Here is a 24,956-nt window from a genome sequence, read left to right as displayed (position 1 = left end):
CAATCGGAGGTGACAGGAACGTGCCCAACATGGACGGCGACGGCAACGCCGACCTGGCGGCCCGGCGGAGAGAACTCGTCCGCCGCAGACTCGCGGAGCGGGGCATCGCCCGTCGGCCGGAGGTACCGTCGACCGTCCCCCGCGTCACCGGACCGGCTCCCCTGTCCGCGGCGCAGCGCCGGATGTGGCTGCTGCACCAGCTCCGGCCGGAGGACACCGCGTACCACGTCTGCGTCGGCGCGCGACTGTGCGGTGCGTTGTCGGCGGCGGACCTCGCCCGGGCGCTGCGCGACGTCGTGCAGCGCCACGACGTGCTGCACTCGGTCTACCGGGTCGGCGAGGACGGCGAACCGCACCAGGTGGTCGTACCGGTCGACGGGCTGGAGCTGACCACCACCGACCTGACCTCGCTGGCGCCCGAGAAGCGCGAACCCGCCGTCGACCGGGCCGCCGCGCGGCTCGCCGAACGCCCGTTCGACCTGACGACCGAGCTGCCGATCCGGCTGGAGATCCTCCGGCTCGCCGCGGACGAGCACGTCCTGCTGCTGGTCGCGCACCACATCGCCTGGGACGACGCGAGCTGGCAGGTGCTCCTGCACGACCTCGGTGCCGGGTACACCGGGCGGGACCTGCCCCACCTGCCGGCGCAGTACGCCGACCTGGCCGCCGCGGAACACCGCACGCCGCCGTGGACCGCCACGGACCTGGACCACTGGCGCGCCCGACTGGCCGACCCACCGGCCCCGGTACCGCTGCCCACCGACCGGCTGCGCACCACCGACGGGCCCGCGACGGGCGGCCGGCTCACCCGACGGCTGCCGGCGGCGCTGCGCGAACGACTGCACGCCGTCTGCCGCGCCGAGGGCGTCACCCCGTTCATGGCACTGCTCGCCGGGTTCACCGGTCTGCTGCACCGCGTCGGCGGTGTGCCGGACCTCATCGTCGGGTCCCCCGTCGTGACCCGCACCGACCCGGGCGCCGACCGCCTGATCGGCAACTTCGGCAACACACTCGCCCTGCGTACGCGGGCGACCCCGGCGACGACGTTCCGCGCCTTCCTGCAGCACGTCCGTGAGCAGTGTCTCGCCGCGTACGCCCACCAGCGGGTGCCGTTCGACACCATCGTGCAGGAGCTGCGCCCGGATCGCAGCGCCGGGCACCACGTCTGGTTCGACATCCTGTTCTCGGTACGCAGCGACGTCTGGGCGGCCCTCGACCTGCCGGGCGTCACCGTGACCGAACGGCGCGTCGACAACGGGGCCGCGGCGTTCGACCTGGCCGTCGCCGCGGTGCTGGAACCCGACGGCACGCTCGGTCTGGACGTCACCTACCGTGCCGACCGGTACGACGCCGGCACCGTCGACGGCCTCGTCGGCCGCTACGCGCGGCTGCTCGACGCCGCCCTGGCCGACGTCGACGCCCCGCTCGGCGACCTGGACCTGCTCGCCCCCGGCGAGCGGGAACTCGTGCTCGCCGGCTGGGGCAGCGACTCCCGGCCGGTGGACCGGGCCACGATCGCCGAACTGTTCCGCGCGCGGGCCCGACACACACCCGACGCGGAGGCACTGCGCTGGGAGGACGGTGGAACGCGGACCCTGAGCTACGCCGAGTTGGACGAGCGTTCGGACGTCCTCGCCGGCGCACTCGCCGCGCGTGGCGCCGGACCCGAGACCGTGGTCGCCGTCGCGCTCCCCCGCTGCGGCGAGTTCCTCGTCTGCGCGCTGGCTGTGCTGAAGGCCGGCGCGGCGTACCTGCCGATCGACCCGGATTACCCACCGGAGCGGATCGCGCTGATGCTGGACGACGCCCGACCCATCCTGCTGGTGAGTGACACCGCGACCGTACCGGCGCTGCCGGCCGCCGCGCCGCCGGCGTTCCTCATCGACCAGGACACCACCGCCGGGTGCGTCCCCAAGCCGTGCCCGGCCGGGCCGGAGCAGGCCGCCTATGTCATCTACACCTCCGGGTCGACCGGCCGCCCCAAGGGTGTCGTGGTCACCCACGAGGGCATTCCCAGCCTCGTCTCGACGATGGTCGACGAGCTGGGCGTCGGACCCGGGCACCGGGTGCTGCAGTTCGCGTCGATGAGCTTCGACACGTCGGTGTGGGAATGGACGATGGGCCTCCTCACCGGCGCCACGCTGGTGATCGTGCCGGCGGAGCAGCGCCTCGGCCCCCCGCTGGCGGACTTCTGCGCCCGCCACGGCATCACCCACCTGACGCTGCCACCGGGGGTGCTCGCCTCCCTGCCGGACGAGCACGCGCTCCCGGCCGGCGTCACCCTGATCGTGGCCGGCGAGGCGTGCCCGCCCGAACTGATGCGGCGCTGGGCGGCGACCTGCCGCATGTTCAACTCGTACGGGCCCACCGAGACCACGGTGGACGCCACCCTGTGGGCGTGTACGCCGGAGCACTCCGGGCCGGTGGTGCCGATCGGGGGGCCGGTGCACAACACCGCCGTCCGGCTGCTCGACGAACGGCTGCACCCGGTCCCGCCCGGCGCCGCCGGTGAACTGTACGTGGCCGGCGACGGCCTCGCCCGCGGATACCACGACCGGCCGGCTCTCACCGCCACCCGCTTCGTCGCCGACCCGTACGGCCCGCCGGGCAGCCGGATGTACCGCACCGGCGACCTGGCCCGCTGGAGCGCGCACGGCGTGCTGGAGTACCTCGGCAGGGTCGACCATCAGGTCAAGATCCGCGGCTTCCGGGTGGAACCGGGCGAGGTGGAGCAGCTGCTGCGCGCCCATCCCACCGTCGCGCAGGCCGCCGTCGTGCCCCGCGAGGACACGCCCGGCGACGTGCGGCTGGTCGCCTACGTCACCGGGACGGACCCGTCACCCCAACAGCTGCGCGACGGACTGGCCCGCGCCCTGCCCGCGCATCTCGTTCCGGCCGCGATCGTCGTGCTGGACCGGCTGCCGTTGACCAGCAACGGCAAGCTCGACCGCCGGGCCCTGCCCGCGCCGGTCTACTCCGCCGCGACCGGACGGGCGCCCGCCTCGGCGCTGGAGGCGCGGCTGTGCGCGCTGTACGCGGACGTCCTCGACGTGCCCGCCGTGGGGCCCGACGACGACTTCTTCGCGCTGGGCGGCCACTCGATGCTGGCCGCCCGGCTGATCACCCGGGTGCAGGCCGAACTGGGCGTGCGTCCCCTCCTGCGGTCGCTGTTCGACGGCCCCTCGCCCGCCGCGCTGGCCCGCACGCTGGCCCCGGCCGCGGCACCCGCCGAGGACCTGCCGCCGCTGGCGCCGCGCGGCGATGACGGCCCGGCCCCGCTGTCGTTCGCACAGCTTCGGCTGTGGGTCCTGCACCGCCTTGAGGACGCCGGCGCGGCGTACCACATCCCGCTCGGGCTGGCCCTGGACGGACCGTTGGACGCCGGCCTGCTCGACGCCGCACTGCGGGACGTCGTCGCGCGGCACGAGATCCTGCGCACCGTCTTCCCCCAGCGCGACGGGACACCCCACCAGGTCGTCCTGCCGGCCGGAGGACGCCTGGCCGTCCGAGACGTCACCCCGGCGACGCTCGACGCCGAGGTCTCGTCAGCCGCCGCGCAGGTGTTCGACCTCGCTCGGGAAACCCCGCTGCGCGTCACGCTGTTCCGACTCGCCCCCGACCGGCACGTCCTGCTGCTACTGCTGCACCACATCGCCGGCGACGGGCGGTCGCTGCCCGTGCTGGTCCGCGACCTCGCCTCGGCCTACACGGCCCGGCGCGCCGACGCGGCGCCCGCGTGGGCCCCGCTGCCCGTGCAGTACGCCGACTACGCCGTCTGGCAGCGCAAGGCCCTCGGGCACGCCGACGACCCCGGCAGCCGCGCCGCCCGGCAGGCGGCCTACTGGCGGCAGACCCTGGACGGCGCGCCGGCCGAACTGCGCCTGCCCACCGACCGGCCCCGGCCGGCCGAGTCGTCGTACGCCGGCGGGCTCACCCGGTTCACCATCGACGCCGGGCAGGCGCAGGCCGTCCGTGAGCTGGCCGCCCGGCTCGGGGTCACCCCGTTCATGGTGTACCAGGCCGCCGTGGCGGCACTGCTCACCCGGCTCGGCGCCGGCGACGACATCCCGCTCGGCACACCCGTCGCCAATCGCGGCGTCGAACCCCTCGACGACCTGGTCGGCTTCTTCGTCAACACACTGGTGCTGCGCACCGACACGTCCGGCTCACCGACCTTCACCCAGCTGCTGCACCGCATCCGGCGAACCAACCTGGACGCCTACGACCACCAGGACCTGCCCTTCGAGCGGCTCGTCGAGATTCTCAACCCGCCGCGCTCCACCGCCCGACACCCGCTGTTCCAGGTGATGGTGGTGCACCAGAGCGGCACCGCGTCGCGGCTGCCCGTTGCGGGGCTGGTCAGCCGCCCGTACGTCGTCGCCACGCAGACCGCCACGTTCGACCTGAGCCTCACCTTCATCGAGGACTTCGACCCCGAGGCACCGGGAACGGTCGGCGGGTTCGCCGAGTACAGCGCCGACCTGTTCGACCCCGGCACCGTGGAGGCCCTGACGGCGCGGCTGGTGCAGCTGCTCACCGCCGCCGTCGCCGCACCGGACCGGCCGATCGACGACCACGAGCTGCTGTTCGCCGCCGAGCGCTCGGCGCTGGTGGCGCCGCCCGTGCCGGCCCCCGCCGCGCCGCCGCTGCCGGACGCGTTCGCCCGGCAGGTCACCCGTACCCCGGACGCCGTCGCCCTGGTCGTACGCGCCGCCTCCGGCGAGCTGTCGCGGCTGACCTACGCCGACCTGGCCACGGAGGTGGACCGGATCGCGCGGTTGGTCACGGCACACGACGCCGGACCCGACCGAGTGGTGGCACTGGCGCTGGCGCGCCGCGACGTGGTGCCCGCGATGCTGGGCACGCTGCGCGCCGGTGCCGCCTTCCTGCCGCTGGACCCCGCGTACCCGCAGGACCGTCTGGCGGCGATGCTCGCCGACTCCCAGCCGGTCTGCCTGCTCACCACCCGGACCCTCGCGGCGTCCCTGCCGCACCCGCCGGGCCTGCCGATGGTGTACCTCGACGACGACCCGCCGCCCGCGACGGTGTCAGATCCGCGCCCGCCGGCCCCCGACAGCGCGGCGTACGTGATCTACACCTCCGGCTCCACCGGCATCCCGAAGGGTGTGGTGGTCAGCCACGCCAGCCTGGCGAACCTGTTCGCCGCCCACACCTCGGCGCTCTTTCCGCCCAAGGTGGCCGCGGTCGGCGGGCGACGGATCCGGGTCGGCCACGTGGCGTCGTTCGCGTTCGACGCCGCCCTCGACCCGGTGGTCCTCATGGTGGGCGGTCACGAACTGCACGTCCTCGACGAGGCGAGCTACCCCGACCCGGCAGCCGTCACCGCGTACGTGGCCGACGAGCGCATCGACTACCTCGACCTGACCCCGACCCACCTGCAGCAGCTCATCCAGCACGGCCTGTTCGCTCCGGGCCGCCACCGGCCGGCGCTGCTCGGACCGGGCGCCGACGCCATGCCCGACGCGCTGTGGCGGGACCTCGGTGCGCGGCCCGGCCTGCACGCGTGGAACTTCTACGGGCCGACCGAGTGCACCGTCGACGCCGTCGTCGCCCCGGTCACCGGCGAGGGTGCCCCGCGTATCGGCCGGCCCATCGCCGGCATGACCGCGTACGTGCTCGACGCCCGGCTGCGACCGGTACCACCCGGTGTCACCGGCGAACTGTACCTGGCCGGCGCCGGCCTGGCGCGCGGTTACCTGCGGCGCCCGGCGCTCACCGCCGAGCGGTTCGTCGCCGACCCGTTCGGGCCACCCGGCACCCGCATGTACCGCACCGGCGACCTGGCCCGCTGGGTCGACGGCGACCTGGAGTGCCTCGGCCGCGCCGACGACCAGGTGAAGATCCGCGGGTTCCGGATCGAACCCCGCGAGATCGAGGCCGTCCTCAGCCGACACCCGGGCGTCGCCGACGTCGCCGTCGTCGCCCGCGACGACCTGCCGGGCTCCCGCCGGCTCGTCGCCTACGTGGTGCCCGCACCCGGCCACCCGGCCGACCCGAACGGCTGGCGGGCGCACGCCGCCGCGGCGCTGCCCGACCACATGGTGCCGTCGCTGTGGACGGCCCTCGACCGGCTGCCGGAGACCACGAACCGCAAGCTCGACCGCGCGGCCCTCCCGGTGCCGCAGGTGCCCGCCGCGGACAGCGGGCGGCCCCCCGCCGACGCCGGCGAGACCCTGTTCTGCGACCTGTTCGCGGCGCTGCTCGACCACGACCGGGTCGCCGCCGACGCGAACTTCTTCGAACTGGGTGGGGACAGCATTGTCGCCCTGCAGCTGGTCAGCCGGGCCCGGGCGGCCGGGTGGACGATCGAGCCGCGCGACGTCTTCCGCCACCAGACACCGGCCGCCCTCGCCACCGTCGCCCGGGCGGTCCCCGGCCCGACCACCCCACCGGCGGACGACGGCGTCGGCGCCATCGCCGAAACGCCCATCGTCGGGTGGCTGCGCGAACTGGCCGCCGCCGGCCGGCCGGCGGCGGCCGACAGCTACAGCCAGGGCATGGCGCTACGCGCCCCGGCCGGGCTGACCGTTGACCAGCTGACCGGTCTGCTCCAGCAGGTCCTCGACCGGCACCCGGCACTGCGCGCCAGGCTCGTGACCACGGCGAAAGGTCGCTGGGATCTGGTGGCCGCGCCTCCCGGCGCGGTGCGCGCCGGTGACCTGCTGCGGGTCGGCGACGGCACCCCGGCCGACGAGGCACGGGCCGCCGCGCAGCGACTGCGACCGGCGGACGGCGTGCTGCTGCAGGCGGTCTGGCTGCCCGCGCGCGATCAGCTGGTGCTGGTGGCGCACCACCTCGTGGTGGACGGGGTGTCGTGGCGGATCCTCTGCGCCGATCTGGCCGCCGCATGGCGTGGTACCGCGCTGTCGCCGTCGGGCACCTCGCTGCGGGCCTGGTCCGCGCGACTGCGCGAGTACGCCGATCGGCCGGCCACCCGCGAACAGGCGGCACAGTGGACGAGCGCCCTGGCCGCGCCGGGACCATTCGGTAAAGGCCAGCTCGACCCGGCCCGGGACATCACCGGCACGCAGCAGCGCCGGGTCGTCACCCTTACCGCGGACGTCACGGAAGCGCTGCTGACGCGGCTACCCACCGCGTTCCGGGCCGACCCGGCCGACGCCCTGCTGACCGCCCTGGCGCTCGCCGTCGCCGAGTCCCGCCACGGCAGCGGATCCGACACGGCCCTCACCGTGGCGTTGGAGGGCCACGGCCGGGAGGCAGCGATCGCCCCGGGCACCGACCTGGCCGGCACCGTCGGTTGGTTCACCGCCGTGCACCCCGTCCGCCTCGACCCGGGGCCGGTCGATCTCGCCGCGGCCCGGGCCGGCGGCGTGGAGATCGGTCGTGCCCTCAAGGCCGTCAAGGAACAGGTACGCGCCGTACCCGACGGTGGCCTCGGCTACGGGGCCCTGCGGCACCTGAACCCGCAGGCGGCCCCGCAGTTGGCGCGGCTGCCCGTACCGGCTGTCTGCGTCAACTATCTGGGTCGGCTCGTCGGCGGTGGCGACGCTTTCTGGGAGCCGACGGACGACGGGCTGTTCCACCACGTCGACCCGGCGCTGCCGCTCGCCCACCAGTTGGAGATCGACGCCTGGATCCGGCCGGGCCCCGGTGGCGCGGCACTGCACGCCACCTGGTCCTGGGCCGGTGCCGCCCTCGACCCGGCCGAGGTGCACACCCTCGCCGACCGCTGGGCCGCCTACCTGACCGCTCTGGCCACACACGCCGCAGACCCGGCCGCCGGTGGTCTCACCCCCTCCGATGTCTCCCTGATGGCGATCAGCCAGGACGAGATCGACGACTTCGTCACCGATTGGAGCCTCTCGTGACCGGCCGTCCCGCGCTCGACGACATTCTCCCGCCGACCCCGCTGCAGGAGGGCCTGCTCTTCCGCGCCGAGCTGGACGCCGAAGGCCCGGACGTGTACGCGGGACGGCTCGTGCTCACCCTGCGCGGCCCGGTGGACGCCGACCGGCTACGCGCCGCCGCGCAGGGGTTGCTCGACGCCCACCCCGCGCTGCGCAGCGCGTTCCGCCGTAACCGGCAGGGACGGGCCGCCGCGCTGGTGGCCCGGCACGTCCCGGTGCCGTGGGAGTACGCCGACCTCGGCGCGCTGCCCAGTGGTGAACGGGACGCCGCCGAGCGACGGCTCGCCGAGCAGGACCGCCGGCGGCGGTTCGACCTGGGTCGCCCGCCGCTGGTGCGGTTCGCGCTGATCCGCCTCGCCGACGACCTGCACCGGTTCGTCCTCGCCGCCCACCACATCGTCCTCGACGGATGGTCACAGCCCCTGCTGGTACGGGAGCTGTTCGCCCGGTACGCCGGCGACCCGCCACCTCCGGCAGCGGCACCGCGACGCTACCTCGAGTGGCTCGCCGCGCAGGACCGCGCCGCCGCCGAGACGGCGTGGCGGGAAGCACTGTCCGGACTCGACGCCCCGACGCTCGTGTCGCCGGGCACCGACAGCGGCGTGCGGGAGCACCCGCAGCGTGTCGTCGTACGCCTCGACGCCGCCACCACGACACAACTGACCGCGACCGCGAGGGCGCACGGCCTGACCCTCGGCACGGTCGTCCAGGGGGCGTGGGCCCTCACCCTCGGCCGGACCCTCGGCCGCGACGACGTGGTGTTCGGCACCGTGGTGTCCGGCCGCCCGGCCGACCTGCCGGGCGCCGAGTCGATGATCGGCGCGTTCGTCAACACCGTCCCGGTGCGGGTCGGTCTGCCGCCGGCCGAGCCGTACGCCACCGCCCTGCGCCGCCTGCAGGACCAGCAGTCGGAGCTGGTGGCGCACCAGCACCTGGGGCTGGCCGACATCCAGCGCGTCGCTGGCGGGCGCGAGCTGTTCGACACCCTGGTCACGGTGGAGAACTACCCCTTCGACCCGGACCGTCTCGCCGACCTCGCCCCCGGCCTGCGGCTGGCCGGGTTCTCCGGCGAGGAGGGCGTGCACTATCCGCTCGCCGTCACGGTCCTGCCCGGCGAGCGGCTCCGACTGGAGGTGGGACACCGCCCCGACGCCGTCACCGAGCCGCAGGCGCGACGGGTGGCCGAGCGCCTCATCCGGGCACTGACCGCGTTCGCGACCGCGCCCACCGTGCCGCTGGGCCGCGTCGAGGTGCTCGACGCCGCAGAGGTGGAGCCGCTGGTCGGCACCGCCGCCGCCGTACCGGACACGACGTTGACCACGCTGCTCGCCGAACAGGCCGCCCGCACGCCGGACGCCACCGCGGTGGTCGCCGACGGCGTCCGGCTCACCTACGCCCAGCTGCACGACCGCGCCGGGCGAGTGGCCGCCCTGCTGGCCGCGCACGGCGTCGGGCCCGGCGGTGTGGTCGGGGTGGCCCTGCCCCGCTCGGCCGACCTGGTCGTGGCGCTGGTCGCGGTGCTGCGCGCCGGCGCCGCGTACCTGCCGCTCGATCCCGACTACCCCGCCGACCGGCTCGCCCTCATGGTCGCCGACGCCAGGCCCGCCGCGCTGCTCACCGACACCGCGACCCGCGCCGCCCTGCCGGTCGACGCGACCGCGGTGCTGGCGCTCGACAGCGCCGTCCTGCCGGAGGCCGCGCCCGGCTGCCCGGGCGTGCGGCCGGCGGACCCGGCGTACGTCATCTACACCTCCGGCTCCACCGGCCGCCCCAAGGGCGTGGTCGTGTCCCACCGGGCGATCGTCAACCGGCTGCTCTGGACGCAGGACGAGTACGGACTCACCCCGGACGACCGGGTGCTGCAGAAGACGCCGTCGAGCTTCGACGTCTCGGTGTGGGAGTTCTTCTGGCCGCTGATCGTCGGCGCCACGCTGGTCGTGGCCCGGCCCGGAGGTCATCGCGACCCGCGCTACCTGGCCGGCCTCGTTCAGCGGGAACGGGTCACCACCGTGCATTTCGTGCCGTCGATGCTGCGGGCCTTCCTGGCCGAGCCGCAGGCGGCAGCGTGTACCGGTCTGACCCGGGTGCTGTGCAGCGGTGAGGCCCTCAGCGTCGACCTCGCCGAGGCCTTCCACGACCGCTACGGCGGCGCTGTCGAGCTGCACAACCTGTACGGGCCCACCGAGGCCGCCGTGGACGTCACCGCGTGGCCGTGCCCGCCCGGTGCCGCCACCGTGCCGATCGGCCGGCCGGTGTGGAACACCGCCCTGTACGTGCTCGACGCGGCGCTGCGGCCCGTCCCCGCCGGGACGCCCGGCGAGCTGTACCTGGCGGGTCGGCAGCTCGCCGACGGGTACCTCGGCCGCCCGGCGCTGACCGCGGAACGCTTCGTCGCCGACCCGTTCGGCCCACCCGGCACGCGCATGTACCGCACCGGTGACCTGGTTCGCCGCACCGCCGGCGGTGCCGTCGAATATCTCGGCCGCACCGACACCCAGGTCAAGATCCGCGGGTTCCGGGTGGAGCCGGGCGAGGTCGAGGCGGCCCTGCTGGGGCTACCCGGCGTCCGCGCGGCGGCAGTCGTCGCCCGACCGGAGCTCGGGCTGGTCGGTTACGTCGTCGGCGAGGCACTCGACCCGGCCGGCGTACGGCAGGACCTGGCCACGACACTGCCCGCACACCTCGTACCGGCCACCGTCGTGGTGCTCGACGCCCTGCCCGCGACGCCGAGCGGCAAACTGGACCGGGCCGCGCTTCCCGCGCCGACGCGGCAGCCGGCCGACGCGTCACGCCGGCCGCGGACCCCCGCCGAGGAACTGCTCTGCGAGTTGTTCGCCGAGGTGCTCGGGGTGGAGACGGTCGGCATCGACGACGACTTCTTCGCACTGGGCGGCCACTCGCTGCTCGCCACGCGCCTGGCCAGCCGCGTCCGCACGGTGTTCGGGGCGGAGCTGGCGCTACGTACCGTGTTCGACGAGCCCACGGTGGCCGCGCTGGCGACCCGGCTCGACGCCCGGGACACCCGGCCGGTGCTGCGGGCCGGGTTCCGACCCGACCCGTTGCCGCTGTCGTACGCCCAGGCCCGGATGTGGTTCCTGTACCGGCTCGACGGCCCCAACCCCGCGTACACCATGGCCTTCGCCGCACGCGTCACCGGCGACCTGGACGTCGCGGCACTACGCGCGGCGCTCGGTGACCTGACCGATCGACACGAGGCACTGCGCACGGTGCTGGCGGACGAGGCGGGCACCCCCCGTCAGGTCATCCTGCCCGCCGCCGCGGCCCGGCCGGCGCTGCCGGTGACCGCCGCGGCCGGCGGCGAGCTGGCGGACCTGCTGGCGGCGGCCGCCCGCCGGCCCTTCCGGATCGACGCCGAGCCGCCGTTCGCGGCCGAGCTGTTCGAACTGGGCCCGGACGAACACGTGCTGCTGCTGACCGTGCACCACGTCGCGGCGGACGGGTGGTCGGCCCTACCACTGCTGCGCGACCTCGCCACGGCCTACGCCGCCCGCACCGGCGGGCACGAGCCCGGCTGGACGCCCCTACCGGTGCAGTACGCCGACCACGCGGTCTGGCAGCGGGAACTGCTCCGCGACGACGAACCGGACTCGCTGGCCGCCCGTCAGCTCGGATACTGGCGCAAGGCACTCGACGGGCTGCCGGAGGAGCTGACCCTGCCCACCGACCGCCCGCGCCGCGCGGTGCCGAGCCTGCGCGGAGCCTGTGTGGAGGTCACCGTCCCGGCCGGGGTGCACCGGGCGGTCCGGGCGCTCGCGCGGCGGTGCGACGCCAGCGTCTTCATGGTGCTGCACGCGGCGCTCGGGGCCCTGCTGACCCGGCTGGGCGCCGGCACCGACATCCCGATCGGCACGCCGATCGCGGGACGCACCGACGACGCCGTCGACGAGGTGGTCGGCTTCTTCGCCAACACGCTGGTGCTGCGGACCGACACGAGCGGCGACCCGACGTTCCGCACCCTGGTGGCGCGGGTCCGAGAGACCGACCTGGCCGCGTACGCCCATCAGGACGTACCGTTCGAGCGCCTCGTGGAGGTACTCAACCCGGCCCGGTCGATGGCGCGGCACCCGCTGTTCCAGGTGATGCTGAGCCACCAGGTCCGGCCGGACCTGCGACTGCGGCTCGGCGAGTGCCGTGTGGTGCAGGAGAAGGTGGACACCGCGACCGCCAAGTTCGACCTGGCGTTCGAGGTCGTGGAGGAGCCGGGCCGGACCGGGATGACGGTCGGCGTCGAGTACAGCACCGACCTGTTCGACGCCACCACCGCACACAGCCTGGCGACCGGACTCGTCCGGCTGCTCGCCGCCGTCACCAGCGATCCGGAACGCCCCGTCGGCAGCCTGGAACTGCTCAGCGCCGACGAGTACGAGCGGGTGCTCGCGCAGGGTGCCGGGCCGGTGGTCGACACACCGCGGCGCACCCTCGTCGAGCTGTTCGAGGACCAGGTGGCCCGCACACCGGACGCCCCGGCGCTGGTGTGCGGCGACATCGCGTACACATTCGCCCAGCTGGACGCCCGCAGCGCCGAGCTGGCACGCCTGCTCGTCGAGCACGGCGCCGGCCCGGACACGGTGGTGGCGCTGCTGCTGCCCCGTACCGCCGACGCCGTCGTGGCGCTGCTCGCCGTGCTGCGGGCCGGGGCGGCGTACCTGCCGATCGACCCGGCGTACCCGCCGGGGCGCATCGCGCACGTCCTCACCGACGCCGGTCCGCTGCTCACCGTCACGACCGAGCGGCTCGCCCCGCTGGCCGGCGCACCGGTCCTCCTGCTCGACGCGCCGCTAGTGCAGCGGCGGCTGGCCCACCCGGGCGCCGGTGACCTGCCCCGGCCGCGGCCCGAACATCCGGCGTACGTCATCTACACGTCCGGCTCGACCGGGCTACCCAAGGGCGTGGTGGTGGAACACCGCAGCATCGCCAACCTGTTCCACAGCCACCGGGAACTGCTGTACCGGCCCACGGTCGCCGCGGCCGGCGGCCGGGCGCTGCGGGTCGCACACGGTTGGTCGTTCGCGTTCGACGCGTCCTGGCAGCCTCAGCTGTGGCTGCTCGACGGCCACGCCCTGCACCTGGTCACCGAGGACACGCTGCGCGACCCGGCGCTGCTCGTCGATTTCGTCGACCGGCACCGCATCGACTTCATCGAGGTCACCCCGTCGCACGCACTGCAACTGGCCGGCGCCGGGCTGATCCGCGATGGATGGTCGCCGCTGCTCGCCTGGGGCGTGGGCGGTGAGGCCGTGCCCACGCCGCTCTGGCGGCAGCTACGGGACCTGCCGAGCACCACGGGCTACAACCTCTACGGCCCGACGGAGGCCACGGTCGACGCCCTCGCCGCCCGCGTCGCCGACAGCGAGCGCCCCCTGGTCGGGCGACCCACCGCCAACACCCGGGCGTACGTGCTGGACCGGACGCTGCGACCGGTGCCCACCGGCGTCGTCGGCGAGCTGTACCTGGCCGGTGCCGGTCTGGCCCGCGGCTACCTGAACCAGCCGGGGGTCACTGCCGAGCGGTTCGTCGCGGACCCGTACGGACCGCCCGGGAGCCGGATGTACCGCACCGGTGATCTGGTGCGCTGGATGCCGGACGGCGCGATCGACTTCCTGGGCCGCGCCGACGAGCAGGTCAAGATCCGCGGGTTCCGCATCGAGTTGGGCGAGATCACCGCCGCGCTGGCCGCTGATCCGGCCGTGGCCCGGGCCGCGGCCGTGGTCCGGGACGATCCGCCCGCCGGCAAGCGGATCGTGGCCTACTGCGTCCTGGCCGACGGCGCCGCGCTCGACCCGGTGGCGCTGCGCGCGCGCCTGGGCCGGATGTTGCCCGACTACATGATCCCGGCGGCGTTCGTCGCACTGGACGAGCTGCCGCTGACGGAGCACGGCAAGCTGGACCGGCGGGCGCTGCCGGCGCCGGCAGCCGACGACCGGCGCCCCGGGCGTCGCCCGGAGACCGCCGCCGAGGCGCTGCTCTGCGGCCTCTTCGCCGAGCTGCTCGACGTGCCGGAGGTCGGGGCGGACGACAGCTTCTTCGATCTGGGCGGGCACTCGTTGCTCTTGGTGCAGCTGCGCCAACGGGTACGCGACGCCACGGGCACCCATCTGGGCATCGCCGACTTCTTCGCCCGCCCGACGGCGGCGGCCCTGGCCGAGTTGCTCACCGTCCGCACGGCGGGCTGAACCGGCGGGCCCGGTGACCGTGCGCGGTCACCGGGCCCGCGGTGCGGATCAGCGGTGCAGGTAGCGGCTGATGCTGCGCAGCTTCTCGGCGGTCTCCTCCAGCTCACGCTCCGGGGTGGACTGTCCGACGATGCCGGCGCCCGCGCGCAGCCAGGTCCGGCCCTCCTGCTGGAAGATCGACCGCAGCACCAGTGCCGCGTCCATCGAGCCGTCCGCGTCGACGGTGAGCACGGCCCCGCTGTACAGGCCACGCGGCGCGTTCTCGAGGCGGTCGATGGCCTCGCACGCGGCGGCCTTCGGCACCCCGGACGCGGTGATCGCCGGGAACAGGACGGCGAGCGCGTGCCAGGCGTTGCGTCCGCCGCTCAGGGTGGCGCTGACCCGCGACGCGAGGTGCTGCACGCTGCCGCGTTCCTTGACGTCCATGAAGTCGTCGACCTGCACGCTGCCGGGCACCGCGAGGGCGGTCAGCTCGTCGAAGGCGAGTTTCACGCTGATGGCGTGCTCGAAGATCTCCTTCGCGTCGGCCTGCAGGTCGGTGCGGAGCGCACCGTCGAGCATCGGGTCGCCGTGCCGGGCCCGGGTACCGGCCAACGGCTGGGTGGACACCCGGCCGTTGGCCGTCACCTCGACGACCGTCTCGGGGCTGAAGCCGGCGCACCGCACGCCGCCGAGGTCCAGCAGGTACGACCGGGCCGGGGTGTTGGCCCGACGTCCCGCCTCGTAGGTGGCGTACAGGTCGACGTCGCCGTCGACCGGTACGAGACGGGACAGGATCACCTTCTGGTACCGCCGGGCCCGAATCTCCGCGACGGCACGGGACACCGCGGTGCGGTAGAACTCGGCGTCGTGGTCGGGGTCCGGTGAGGACAGCGGTGTCCCGGCGGCGGTGACGACCGCCGCTGCGGCGGCCACCTGGGAGGTGAGCGGCAGCAGGTCCGCGGTGTCGACCGCCCGGACGTCGACGGCGTCGGCGGAGATCCGCACCTCGCGGGTCGGGACCACCAGATGCAGCAACGGTCCACGGGCCGCCGCGGGATCGCCGTGCAGCAGGTGGCTGAGGCCGAATCCGGCCCAGCCGTACGCCCGCGCGCCCTCGACCGGGCAGCGGGCGAGCGCGTCCGCCACGGCCTGCAGCGGTTCTGGGCCGGACGGGCTGGTCGACCAGCCGTCGGCGTCCCGGACGTGCAGCTCGTCGGCGTACAGCACCAGCTCGTACGCCGATCCTGACGCCACCGACCACGTGCCGCTGTTCTCGTAGAGGACATACGGGCCGGGCATCGCCCTGGCCAGCTCGGTGGCCAGCCGGAGCGGGTCGGCGGCGCCGGTCAACCGACCGGAGTAGTAACGACTGACGAGCTTCCGGTCGTCTTCCAACAATCCACGACGTTCCACCCGGGTGGCCTCCTCCGACAGGCGGCCCCCTGCCGACGCCGGGCACCGCGACTCGTGCGCACATCAAACGGCACTTCTTAGGTGAGGCTACCCTTATAGTCATCGGTAGCGACAGGTGGGCCACTGCGCCCTACAGTCGACGCACACCCGGCAGCAACCGCGCCGTCGGGACGCGCCGGCATGCCCGACTAGGGTGGGCAACCAGAATGATCAACCAGTCGACGGAGGCGGGATGCGGCTGTACCTCACCGCGCTCAACCCCACCGACGCCGTCCTGGAAGGATTCCTACCGGCGGCGGCCTCGCTCGGACTGCCGGTCACGGTGCTGACCGACCGGCCGGAGCAGTGGCCCGCCGGGACACCGGTCGCCGGATGCGCCGTCCGCGACGCCTCGGCCGTCGTCACGGCGGCGGCCCGGCCGGCGGCGTTGTTGTCCAACAGCGACCACCTCCAGGAAGCGACCGCGATCGCCGCCCGCCGGCTCGGCCTGCCGGGCAAGGACCCCGACGCCGCCCGGCTCTGCAAGGACAAGGCCGCGGCCCGCCGGGCCGTCGCCGTCGCCGGGCTCGACCTGGTCCGCACCGTCGCCGTGAACCCCGGTACGGCGCCCGCGGTGCCGGACGGGATGTTTCCCGCCGTGGTCAAGCCCCGCGACGGCGTTGCCAGCGAGGACGCCTACCTGGTGACCGACCCCGGTGACCTGGCCGCCCGGATCACCGAGATCCGCCGCCGCCGGCCCGAAGTCGCGCTGGTGGTCGAGGAGTACCTCGCCGGCGAACTACGCACCTACGACACCCTCGGCGACGCGGCCGGCCTCGCCGTCCTCGGCGGGTGGCACACCGGCCTCGGCCCGCCACCGACGTTCACCGAGACCAGCCTCGACTGGTCACCCCCGCCCGAGCGGGACGACCTCGCGCTCCGGGCGCGGCTCGACGCGCTCGGCGTGCGCTTCGGCGCCTGCCACACCGAGTACGTCGTGCAGGACGGCCGGGTGCGGCTGATCGAGGTGAACTACCGCCTGATCGGCGACCGGATGGACCTGATCCTCGCCGACCTGCTCGGTGTGCCGCTGTTCGAGCACGTCATCCGGCTGCACCTCGGTGAGCCGCTGACCGCTCTCGACCTGCCCGCCCCGTCGACCGTCGCCCGGCACGCCCGCGTCGAGTACGTCTGCGCCGACCGGTCCGGCCGGCTCGTCGCGGCTCCCGGCCGGCTGGACACCGTCCAGGACGGCGTCCGACTGGCCTGCCGGCCGATGCGCGCGGTGGGCAGGGTCGCCGACCGGAGCGGCACCAACCGCGACTACCTCGCGGCGCTGCACGCCGTCGGCCCCGACCGGGACACCGTTCGGGCCGCGCTGGCCGTCTTCCGACGCGGCCTGCGATGGACAATCGTCGGATGATCGACGACAGCGAGCGGGAGGTGTTCGGCCGGGTGCTCGACGCCCTGCTGCGCGAGGACCACCTCGGCCTGCTCAGCCGCGGCCGGCCCGACGGCCTCGGCTGGTGGGCGGCGCCGCACCGAGCCGGGCTGCTGCGGATCCCGGTCCGTACGGACGGCTTCCAGCAGGCCCTGCGCAGCGCCGCACCCGTGCTGCACGTCGTCGCCCACGACGGAGACGCCCGCGACGTCACCACCGTGGAGGGTCTGCTGGCGGTGCTCGCTCCGCAGGACGACCCGGAGGCCGAGGCCGGCTGGCAGGCCTTCACCACCGAGTGCCAGGCCGACCTGCTGGCCCGCCGGCTCGCCGTGGCGGCCCGGCGGCGGGTGCTCGCCGAGGTCGTGGCCGAACGCACGACCGCCCGCACCGGCATGCCGGCAGCACTGCTCGACGACGTGCTCGCCGCGTACGCCGGCCATCCGGTCTATCCCACCGACCGGTGCCGGCACGGACTCGACGACGACGACCTGCGCCGGTACTCCCCCGAGCACGCGCCCCGCTTCGCCCTGCGCTGGTACGCCGCCCGCACCGAGGCGGTACGGCTCACCGGTGACCTTCCCGACTGGTGGCCGCGGGCGCCCCGGACCGACCGGTTCCTGATGCCGGTGCATCCACTCACCGCGCAGCGCCACGGGCTGCCAATCACCGACCAGCCGGCGTTCACCGTACGGCCCACCCTGTCCATGCGGACGGTGGCGCTCGCACACGACCCGTACACCCATCTGAAACTGCCGCTGCCGACCGCGACCCTCGGCGCGCGGAACCGGCGGGCCCTGCATCCCGACACCCTCGCCGACGGCGCGGCGGTCGCCGGGCTGCTCGACCGGATCGCGAGCGCGGAACCGGCCTTCGCCGGCCGGATCCGGCACGCCGACGAGAGCGTCTACGGGCACGCCGGCGACGACGACCGGCTCAGCTTCCTGATCCGCCGCTTCCCACGCGACCTGGCCGGGGTCCAGGTGGTGCCGGTCGCGGCCCTCGCCGCGTCCGACCCGGTGGCGGGCACCGTGTTGGAACGGATCGCCGCGCACCCCGCGGAGCTGGTGGAGTCCTACCTCGACCTGCTGCTCGACTGGCACGTCTGCCTGTGGCTGCGGTACGGGGTGGCCCTCGAGGCCCACCCGCAGAACATCCACCTGCTGGTGCATCCGGACGGGACGGTCGGCCTGCTCTACAAGGACAACGACGGTGCGCGGCTGGACCCGCGCCATCGCGCACCCGGTGGGGTCCCGCTGCGGGACGACCGGATGTGGGCACGCGATCCGCAGGAGCTGGCCGACGTGTTCATCACCATCACCCTGCACCTGGCCGCGGCGGCGCCGCTGCTCGCCCTCACCGCCCGGGGGGTACGCCTACCGTCGCCGGCCGCCGCGCTGGCACCGAGGTTGGCCGCGGCTCGTGACCGCTGGGGCGACGGGCCCACGGCGTGGTTCTTCACCGAGCGGGTCCTGCGCGCCGCCCGACTACCGGTCAAGGCGATGCTCACCGCCGGCACCCTGCTGCCGAAGCAGCGGCTCGGCTGCGCCGACGTCAACAAGTACTACCGGCGTACCGGCCCGAACTATCTGCGGGAGACACCTTGACGGACACGCTGTCGCGACCTCGGCAACGCCTCGACGCCGACCGGCACGCCGACCTGGCCGCCGCGCACGCTCTCTTCGGCTGCCTGGTACGCGAGATCGCCCTGCCCGACGGCGACGTGACCGTGGGTGGGGGTGCGGCGGTGCTCCGACTACGGCACCTCGACGTGGCGCTGCGCTGCGCCGTCGCGCGGATCTCACCGGTCGGCGCACACCGCTACGCCGGCCCGGTGCAGCTGCGGCTCGACGGCGACCGGTGGACGGATCTGGACGCTCCCCGGCTGGCCGAGCTGGTCGCCGCGGAACTCACCGCCCGCACCGGCCGGACGAACGACGAGTTCGCCGGGCAGGTGCGGGCCAGCCGGGACGCGGTGACCCGGCTGCTGGCCGAACGGCCGGAGCGGGATCCCACCCCCACCGGGGATCTGGCCATCGACGCGTACGTGGCTTCCGAACAGTCGTTGCTCTTCGGCCATCCGCACCACCCTGCCCCGAAGTGGCGTAGCGGCGACGCGGACAGCTGGCGGGCGTACGCGCCGGAGCTGCGCCGCGCGTTCCGGCTGCACTGGCTCGCGGTCCCGGACGACCTGGTCGCGGGCGCGGGGCCGTTCGATCCGTTGGTGGCGGCCCTCGATCCCCCGCGTCCGCCGGCCGCGCACCGGGTGCTGCCCGTGCATCCCTGGCAGTTGGCGCTTGTCCCGCCCACGCATCCCCGGCTGCGTCGGCTGGGCCCGGCCGGCGTCCCGGTGCGCCCCACGGCGAGCGTGCGCACCCTCTACGCCCCCGAGGCCGATCTGTTCCTCAAGACCAGCCTGCACGTGCGGATCACCAACTGCCTGCGCAAGAACGCCCGGTACGAACTCACCGGCGCGGTCGCCCTGACCGATCTGCTCTCCCGGGTGCCGATGCCGGCCGGCGTCGCACTGCTCACCGAGCCCGCCTACCGCACGGTCGACGCCCCGGGCGCGGACGAGGCGTACGGCACGATCCTGCGCACCGGCCTGCGCCCGCACCTGGGCCCGGGAGAGACGCCGCTGCTCGCGGCGGCGCTCGCCGCCGCACCCCTGGCGGCGGTGGATCCGGTGGCCTGGTGGCGGTCGTACGTCGGATTGCTCGTGCCGGCGGTGCTGCACAGCTGGCTGCGTCATGGCGTCGTGTACGAGGCGCACCTGCAGAACGTGGTCGTGGTGCTCGACTCCGAGCGCCGCCCGGTGCGACTACTGCTGCGGGACCTGGAAGGGGCGAAGCTCGACACCAGCCGGTGGGCCACCTGGCCACCGGGCGTCCCGTCACAGGCCGGGTACGGGCCCCGGGACGCCCGCCGCCGGATCATCTACTGCCTGTTCGTCAACCACCTGGCCGGCATCTGCGGCGCGCTCGCCGACGCGCGGCCCGGCATCGAGCCCCAGCTGTGGCGGGAGCTCGGCGCGGTCCTCGCGGCGGTCGCCGCCGACCTCGACGACCCTCCGGAACTGCACGCGCTGCTGCGCGGCGAACCGTTGGTGGCCAAGGCCAACCTCCTGGTGCGGTGGCGACGCGACGCCGACCGCGCCGCGCCGTTCGTGCCGGTGCCGAACCCGATCGGAGCGCCGCGGTGAGCCGGCCGGTCTACGTGCACGACCTCGACGGCCTGGCCACGCATGCCCGCGCCATCCGGGCGGCGTTGCCCCGGCAGGTCGAACTGCTGTACGCCGTCAAGGCGAACCCGGACCCGGGCGTGCTGCGGACCCTCGCCCCGATCGTCAACGGGTTCGAGACCGCCAGTCGCGGCGAACTGCGCCGGATGGCCGAGGTGCTGCCCGGACGGGCCCCGGCCGCGTACGCCGGCCCGGGTAAGACCGACGAGGACCTCGCCGCCGCCCTCACCGCCGGGGTGGACCGCATCCACGTCGAGTCGCCGGCCGAGCTGCGACGCCTCGGCGCACTGGCCGTCGCGGCCGGCACGCCGGCCCGGGTGCTGCTCCGGGTGAACCTCCCGGTGGAGGCCCCCGGGGCGAGCCTGATCATGGGCGGGCGGCCCAGTCCGTTCGGCATGGACCCGACCGACGCGCTGGAATGCGTCCGCCACCCACCCGCCGGCGTCGAGGTGCGGGGCGTACACGCCCACCTGGCCAGCGGGCTGGACGCCGCGCTCGCCGGCGCGGTCGCCGCCGCCGTGGTCCGCTGGTCGGTCGCCGAGGTCGGCGCCGGGGAGGTCGACGTGGGCGGCGGCATGGCCGTCGACTACGCCGACCCGGCCGCGCGGTTCGACTGGGTGGGCTACGGCCGGGCGCTGGCGGACGTCCTCGACGCGTACCCGGGGCTGCGGCTGCGCGTCGAGCCGGGGCGGTCGGTCACCGCCTACTGCGGGGCGTACCTGACCGAGGTCATCGACGTGAAGCGCTCGCACGGCGAATGGTTCGTGGTGGTGGCGGGCGGCACGCACCACCTGCGCACACCGGCGGCCAAGGGGCACCCGCAGCCGTTCACGGTGCACCGGCGGCGATACGGCGGGGGCCTTCGCACCGACGGCGGGCCGGTCACCGTGGTCGGGCAGCTGTGCACCCCCAAGGACGTCCTGTCCCGGTCGAGCACGGTGGGACCGATCGGTGTGGGCGACGTGTTGCTCTTCGCCATGGCCGGCGCGTACGCCTGGAACATCAGCCACCGCGATTTCCTGCTGCACGACCCGCCGGAGTTCCGTACCGGTGATCCGGAGCGGATGGCCGCCGGCTGGGCGGCTCGACCGTCCCGGTCGTGACCCTGAACATGGCGACTCCGGGCCGAATCGCCGCAGTAATGTATTCCCCGCTGAATCGGGGGCAGCCGGCCGCCCTGATGCTGATAAAGCCAGCCTTGCCTTACCAAAAGAAGGGCTAGCTTTATTCATCGCCGACACGTGGCGGGAATGGCGGCCAACCTTCTGTGAGCGGCGTTGCGCTGCTACAGTCCGATCCGAAAGACACGCGTCCGTGGTTTCACCTTCCACGTGCGCGGCAACTACGGACTGACATACGAGTACGCGGGCCGACGCATTCCTCTGCCCGCGATCCCGAAACAACATGGAGGCACCGTGAAAACTCTGCTGCAGACACCCCCGGTGCGTGAATGCGCCGCCACTGCGTGCAGTTTCAACGCCAACGGCTGCCACGCTCCGGCGATCACCGTGGCGTCGACGGGTGATGCCGCGTCCTGCGCGACATTCGTCGAGTCTCCGCTTCAGGGTGGGATCGCGGAGATCACCGGCGCCGTGGGCGCCTGCGCGCGTTCGGAGTGTGTCCACAACACCAACCTCGCCTGCACCGCCACGTCCATCACCGTCGGGCCCGGTGCCACCGCCAGCGACTGCCTCACCTACCAGCCCGCCTGACGGGCTTCGAAGCGCACGATCCGCCCGTTCGCCGGCTAGCGGACGTGGTGGCACCAGCCAGGGCTTGCACGACATCGCCTTGGCAAAGGTAAGCCTTACCTACTAACGTCATAACCCTAGGCCGATCACACCGTCACTTCGTGGCCGAGGGGACTGACATGGCGTTGCACCCAGCCAGGCGACCAGCGGAACTGGCCCTGCCCGCCACTGATGCCGCCGCGACAGCGGAGCCGTCAGTGGCGGGCGCGCACGCCACGCTGACTGATGCCGACGCCGCGATGGCACGCTCAGTCCTCTCCGCCACGCCGTCGCTGCGGCTCCGGCTCGGCGACGCCACCGTCGACCTCATCGACTCGCACGCCGTCCTGCCCGACGGCACGGTGGTTCTCGCGGTTGACGCGATGACCCAGACCGGCGGCCTGCTGGTCGCCACGCGCGGTCGACCAGGCGCGGTACGCCTCGACGTCACGCAGCTCGTCCCGGTCGCCGTACGGTCCCGGGTGCGGGCCAGAGTGCGGATGCTGGGCACGGTACGCCGGCTCGACCCGGCGGTTCTGGACTCGTGCGACGGCGACAGCATCATGTCCCTGCTCGACCTGCCGCCCGTCGCGCTGTGGGCGCTCGAACCGGTCGAGGTCGGCCTGGACCGCGACAGCGGCGAGACCACGGTGAGCATCAGCGCCTATCGCAGCGCACGGCCCGACCCGTTCGCCGCCGATGAGGCCGAACACCTGCGACACCTCACGCAGCAGCATGGCGATGTTCTCGGCCAGCTCGCCACGCTGCTCGTTCCGGCGTTGACGACCATGTCCGCCCGGGTCGTACCGGTCGCTGTCGACGCCGACGGCATCGTGCTGCGCGCCGAGACAACGGACCGGCACACCGACGTCCGACTGCCGTTCGCCCGTCGGATCACGAAAAGCGCCGACCTGGCCGAGGGCCTGCGCACGCTGCTCGCCGCGGTCCAACAGGGCACGTCCGTCGGTTCCGCGACCGAGAGCACAGCGCAACCGTAGATCTCCCGCCAGAACCCGTCCGCGTCCCGACGACACAGCCGAACCATGGCCGTGCATCGTCACCAGAACAGCCCTTGGTTGGTCTTCCCGGAGAGGAAAACCGACCAAGGGCTGTTTCCGTGATCAGCCGGGTCCCCGCACGATCCTCAGGAGTCGGGATCAGCTGGGCTCTCTGTGTGAACGGGCGGGCTCGGCGTGCACCGAGCCCGCCCGTTCCAGTCCCACGTGATCCTGTTGGGGACCGAGCCGTTAGCGTTGCAGGGTCAGCAGACCCGGCCGGTAGGGCAGGCGGCCGTAGTCAGTGCCATCGGAGCTGGGCGAACGACCCTGGTAGAGCAACTGCAGGTTGCAGGGATCGACGGTCATGGTCTGATCGGCGTTGGTGCGGATCAGTTCGCCGTGGCTGATGTCGTTGGTCCAGGTGGCGCCGCTGTTGGCCTTGCCGGCGAAGGGGTTGCTCTCGGTCGCGGCCTGCGGGGTCCACGTACCGCCCAGGCTGGTGGCCGTGAACGAGCGGAAGTAGCGACCCCGTGCGCCCATCGCCTCGACGATCATGAGGTACCGGTTCTGGCCCTGGAGCTTGTAGACCTGAACCGCTTCGAACAGGTTCGCCTTCGTGTCGCTCATGATCGTCGTGTAGTTGGAGCCGAAGCTGCCCGGGAAGTTGCCGATGGGCATGCTGGCCCGGTAGATCTTGCCGTTGTCGCCGGCGAAGAAGAGGTACATGTTCGTGTCGTCACCGATCAGCGCCTGGTCGATCGGGCCGGTGTCGGAGCCGGAGATGCTCCCGGTGAAGAGCGTCTGGTGCGGCGACCACGAATTCACGTTGGTGGGATCGGTCGAGGTCCGGTAGGAGAAGGCTGGGCCACCCCACTGGTAGGCGAGCACCCAGATGTTCTTCGGGGCGAAGTAGAACAGCGAAGGCGCGACAGCGGAGAACGGCATCTGGTTCTGGCTGGCCGAGGCCATGTCGGACCAGTTCGTGAAGAGGCCGAAGTTCATCGAGCCCCAGCTCGTTCCGTGGTCGTGCGTCGTCGCGTAGACCAGCTGCCGGCCGTTGTATGGGGCGTGGGTGAAGTCCTTGAGCGAAACCCACCCCGACCGCGGTTGCGCCAGCGGGCCGGTCGAGCTCCAGCGGTATGACGACGGAAGGTTGCACGTACCGGGCGGCGGCGTCGTCGGCGGCGGCGTGGTGGGGGGCGTTCCGCCGTCCACGCGAACAAGCTGCCACTGCTGGTTGGTGCCGTTCCAGTCGTCGTACTGCTGAATGTTGGCGCCGTCCGCCGTGGAGGCACCGGCGACGTCGATGGCCTTGTTGCTGTGGCGGCTGATGAACCGGACGTAGCCGCCGTCGGAGTCGGCCAGTCGCCACTGCTGGTTGGTTCCGTTCACGTCGGCCCACTGGACGATGCCGGCGCCGTTGGCGGTGGAGCGGCCGGAGACGTCCAGGACCTTGCCGGAGTGACGGGACTTGATCCGGTAGTAACCACCGCCGGAGTCCACGAACTGCCACTGCTGTTGGTTCCCGTTGTTGCGCGACCACTGCGTGATCCGCGCACCGTCGCTGGTGGACAGGTTGTACACGTCCAATGCCTTGCCACTGTTTCGATTCACCAGCACGTACCACGCGTTGGTGTCCACCGTGGCCGCCGACGCCGACGTCGCGGAAACCGTGACGAGCGCGCTGCCGACGACGAGCGCGGCAACCGAGGCGGCCAACCCCGACCGCCACCGACGCCACCTCGCGGTGCGCGCAGACCCAACCGGCATAGCATCTCTCCTTTCGATCATCTGAACCGCCGACATGAAGCGCGCCACGTCGGTGCGCCCCGTGTACGAGCAGCGGCCCAGGCATCGACATCACTGGCTGTTAGCGCTAACAGAGCACTCTCTCCCTCGTGGCCCGAGGCAGAAGGGTGTAGGGACGTGGCGACACGTTGCCACTGGGTGGTGTGACTCACCGCACCATGCGATGGACTGTGAACGACAACAACGAACCGCGTCAAGATGTTTCGGCAATGTTTCGGAAAGTTCGTCGAAACCCGCCGAGCCCCGCCCAGGCTCGACCTCGTCAGCCCCGACCGATCCGGTA

10 protein-coding genes are annotated in these 24,956 nt (G+C 73.6%); 8 read left to right on the top strand and 2 right to left on the bottom strand.

The window, feature by feature from the left end; all coding sequences use genetic code 11:
• Positions 1-29: 29 nt before the first annotated feature.
• The gene (locus E1182_RS01140) at positions 30-7,850 is read left to right on the top strand and encodes a non-ribosomal peptide synthetase (RefSeq protein WP_243705962.1); all 7,821 of its coding nucleotides are present in this window, start codon (positions 30-32) and stop codon (positions 7,848-7,850) included.
• A complete protein-coding gene (locus tag E1182_RS01135) occupies positions 7,847-14,083 on the top strand; it encodes a non-ribosomal peptide synthetase (protein WP_165942462.1) in 6,237 nt (2,078 codons plus the stop codon). The genes E1182_RS01140 and E1182_RS01135 overlap by 4 nt, the downstream gene beginning before the upstream one ends.
• A gap of 48 nt (positions 14,084-14,131) precedes the next feature.
• On the opposite strand, the gene E1182_RS01130 is transcribed toward E1182_RS01135, so the two are convergent.
• Positions 14,132-15,478 (bottom strand): salicylate synthase, encoded by a 1,347-nt coding sequence (locus E1182_RS01130; protein ID WP_207921205.1) that lies wholly within the window; start codon positions 15,476-15,478, stop codon positions 14,132-14,134.
• Positions 15,479-15,710: 232 nt separating this feature from the next.
• Between E1182_RS01130 and E1182_RS01125 the strand changes: the two genes are divergently transcribed.
• The 6 genes from E1182_RS01125 to E1182_RS01100 all read left to right on the top strand — a co-directional run bounded on the left by E1182_RS01125 (position 15,711) and on the right by E1182_RS01100 (position 22,864).
• Positions 15,711-16,880, top strand: a complete 1,170-nt coding sequence (locus E1182_RS01125) for an acetyl-CoA carboxylase biotin carboxylase subunit family protein (RefSeq protein ID WP_132260714.1) — start codon at positions 15,711-15,713, stop codon at positions 16,878-16,880.
• Positions 16,877-18,502, top strand: coding sequence for an IucA/IucC family protein (locus E1182_RS01120; protein WP_132260713.1), 1,626 nt, complete (start codon positions 16,877-16,879; stop codon positions 18,500-18,502). Before E1182_RS01125 ends, E1182_RS01120 begins: the two co-directional genes overlap by 4 nt.
• On the top strand, positions 18,499-20,097 hold the full coding sequence (locus E1182_RS01115) for an IucA/IucC family siderophore biosynthesis protein (RefSeq protein WP_243705954.1): 1,599 nt from the start codon (positions 18,499-18,501) through the stop codon (positions 20,095-20,097). The genes E1182_RS01120 and E1182_RS01115 overlap by 4 nt, the downstream gene beginning before the upstream one ends.
• Positions 20,094-21,239: an alanine racemase gene (locus tag E1182_RS01110; RefSeq protein ID WP_132260712.1), complete on the top strand. Its 1,146-nt coding sequence runs from the start codon at positions 20,094-20,096 to the stop codon at positions 21,237-21,239. The genes E1182_RS01115 and E1182_RS01110 overlap by 4 nt, the downstream gene beginning before the upstream one ends.
• A 312-nt stretch (positions 21,240-21,551) precedes the next feature.
• On the top strand, positions 21,552-21,848 hold the full coding sequence (locus tag E1182_RS01105) for a DUF1540 domain-containing protein (protein WP_132260736.1): 297 nt from the start codon (positions 21,552-21,554) through the stop codon (positions 21,846-21,848).
• 158 nt (positions 21,849-22,006) lie between these two features.
• Positions 22,007-22,864 (top strand): DUF2470 domain-containing protein, encoded by an 858-nt coding sequence (locus tag E1182_RS01100; RefSeq protein ID WP_132260735.1) that lies wholly within the window; start codon positions 22,007-22,009, stop codon positions 22,862-22,864.
• Positions 22,865-23,113: 249 nt separating this feature from the next.
• Here E1182_RS01100 and E1182_RS01095 read toward each other — a convergent pair whose 3' ends face one another.
• A complete protein-coding gene (locus E1182_RS01095) occupies positions 23,114-24,634 on the bottom strand; it encodes a non-reducing end alpha-L-arabinofuranosidase family hydrolase (protein ID WP_132260711.1) in 1,521 nt (506 codons plus the stop codon).
• Positions 24,635-24,956: the final 322 nt, after the last annotated feature.

It is taken from the genome of Micromonospora sp. KC721 (assembly GCF_004348355.1).
In the GTDB taxonomy this organism is placed as follows: domain Bacteria; phylum Actinomycetota; class Actinomycetes; order Mycobacteriales; family Micromonosporaceae; genus Micromonospora.
The sequence above is the reverse complement of the archived record's forward strand: the minus strand, read 5'-3'. Positions and strand labels throughout refer to the sequence as shown.

Coding starts and splice junctions, on each gene's coding strand:
- E1182_RS01120 (WP_132260713.1), top strand. CDS start 16,877: ATGATCGACGACAGCGAGCGGGAGGTGTTCGGCCGGGTGCTCGACGCC.
- E1182_RS01095 (WP_132260711.1), bottom strand. CDS start 24,634: ATGCCGGTTGGGTCTGCGCGCACCGCGAGGTGGCGTCGGTGGCGGTCG.
- E1182_RS01125 (WP_132260714.1), top strand. CDS start 15,711: ATGCGGCTGTACCTCACCGCGCTCAACCCCACCGACGCCGTCCTGGAA.
- E1182_RS01100 (WP_132260735.1), top strand. CDS start 22,007: ATGGCGTTGCACCCAGCCAGGCGACCAGCGGAACTGGCCCTGCCCGCC.
- E1182_RS01140 (WP_243705962.1), top strand. CDS start 30: ATGGACGGCGACGGCAACGCCGACCTGGCGGCCCGGCGGAGAGAACTC.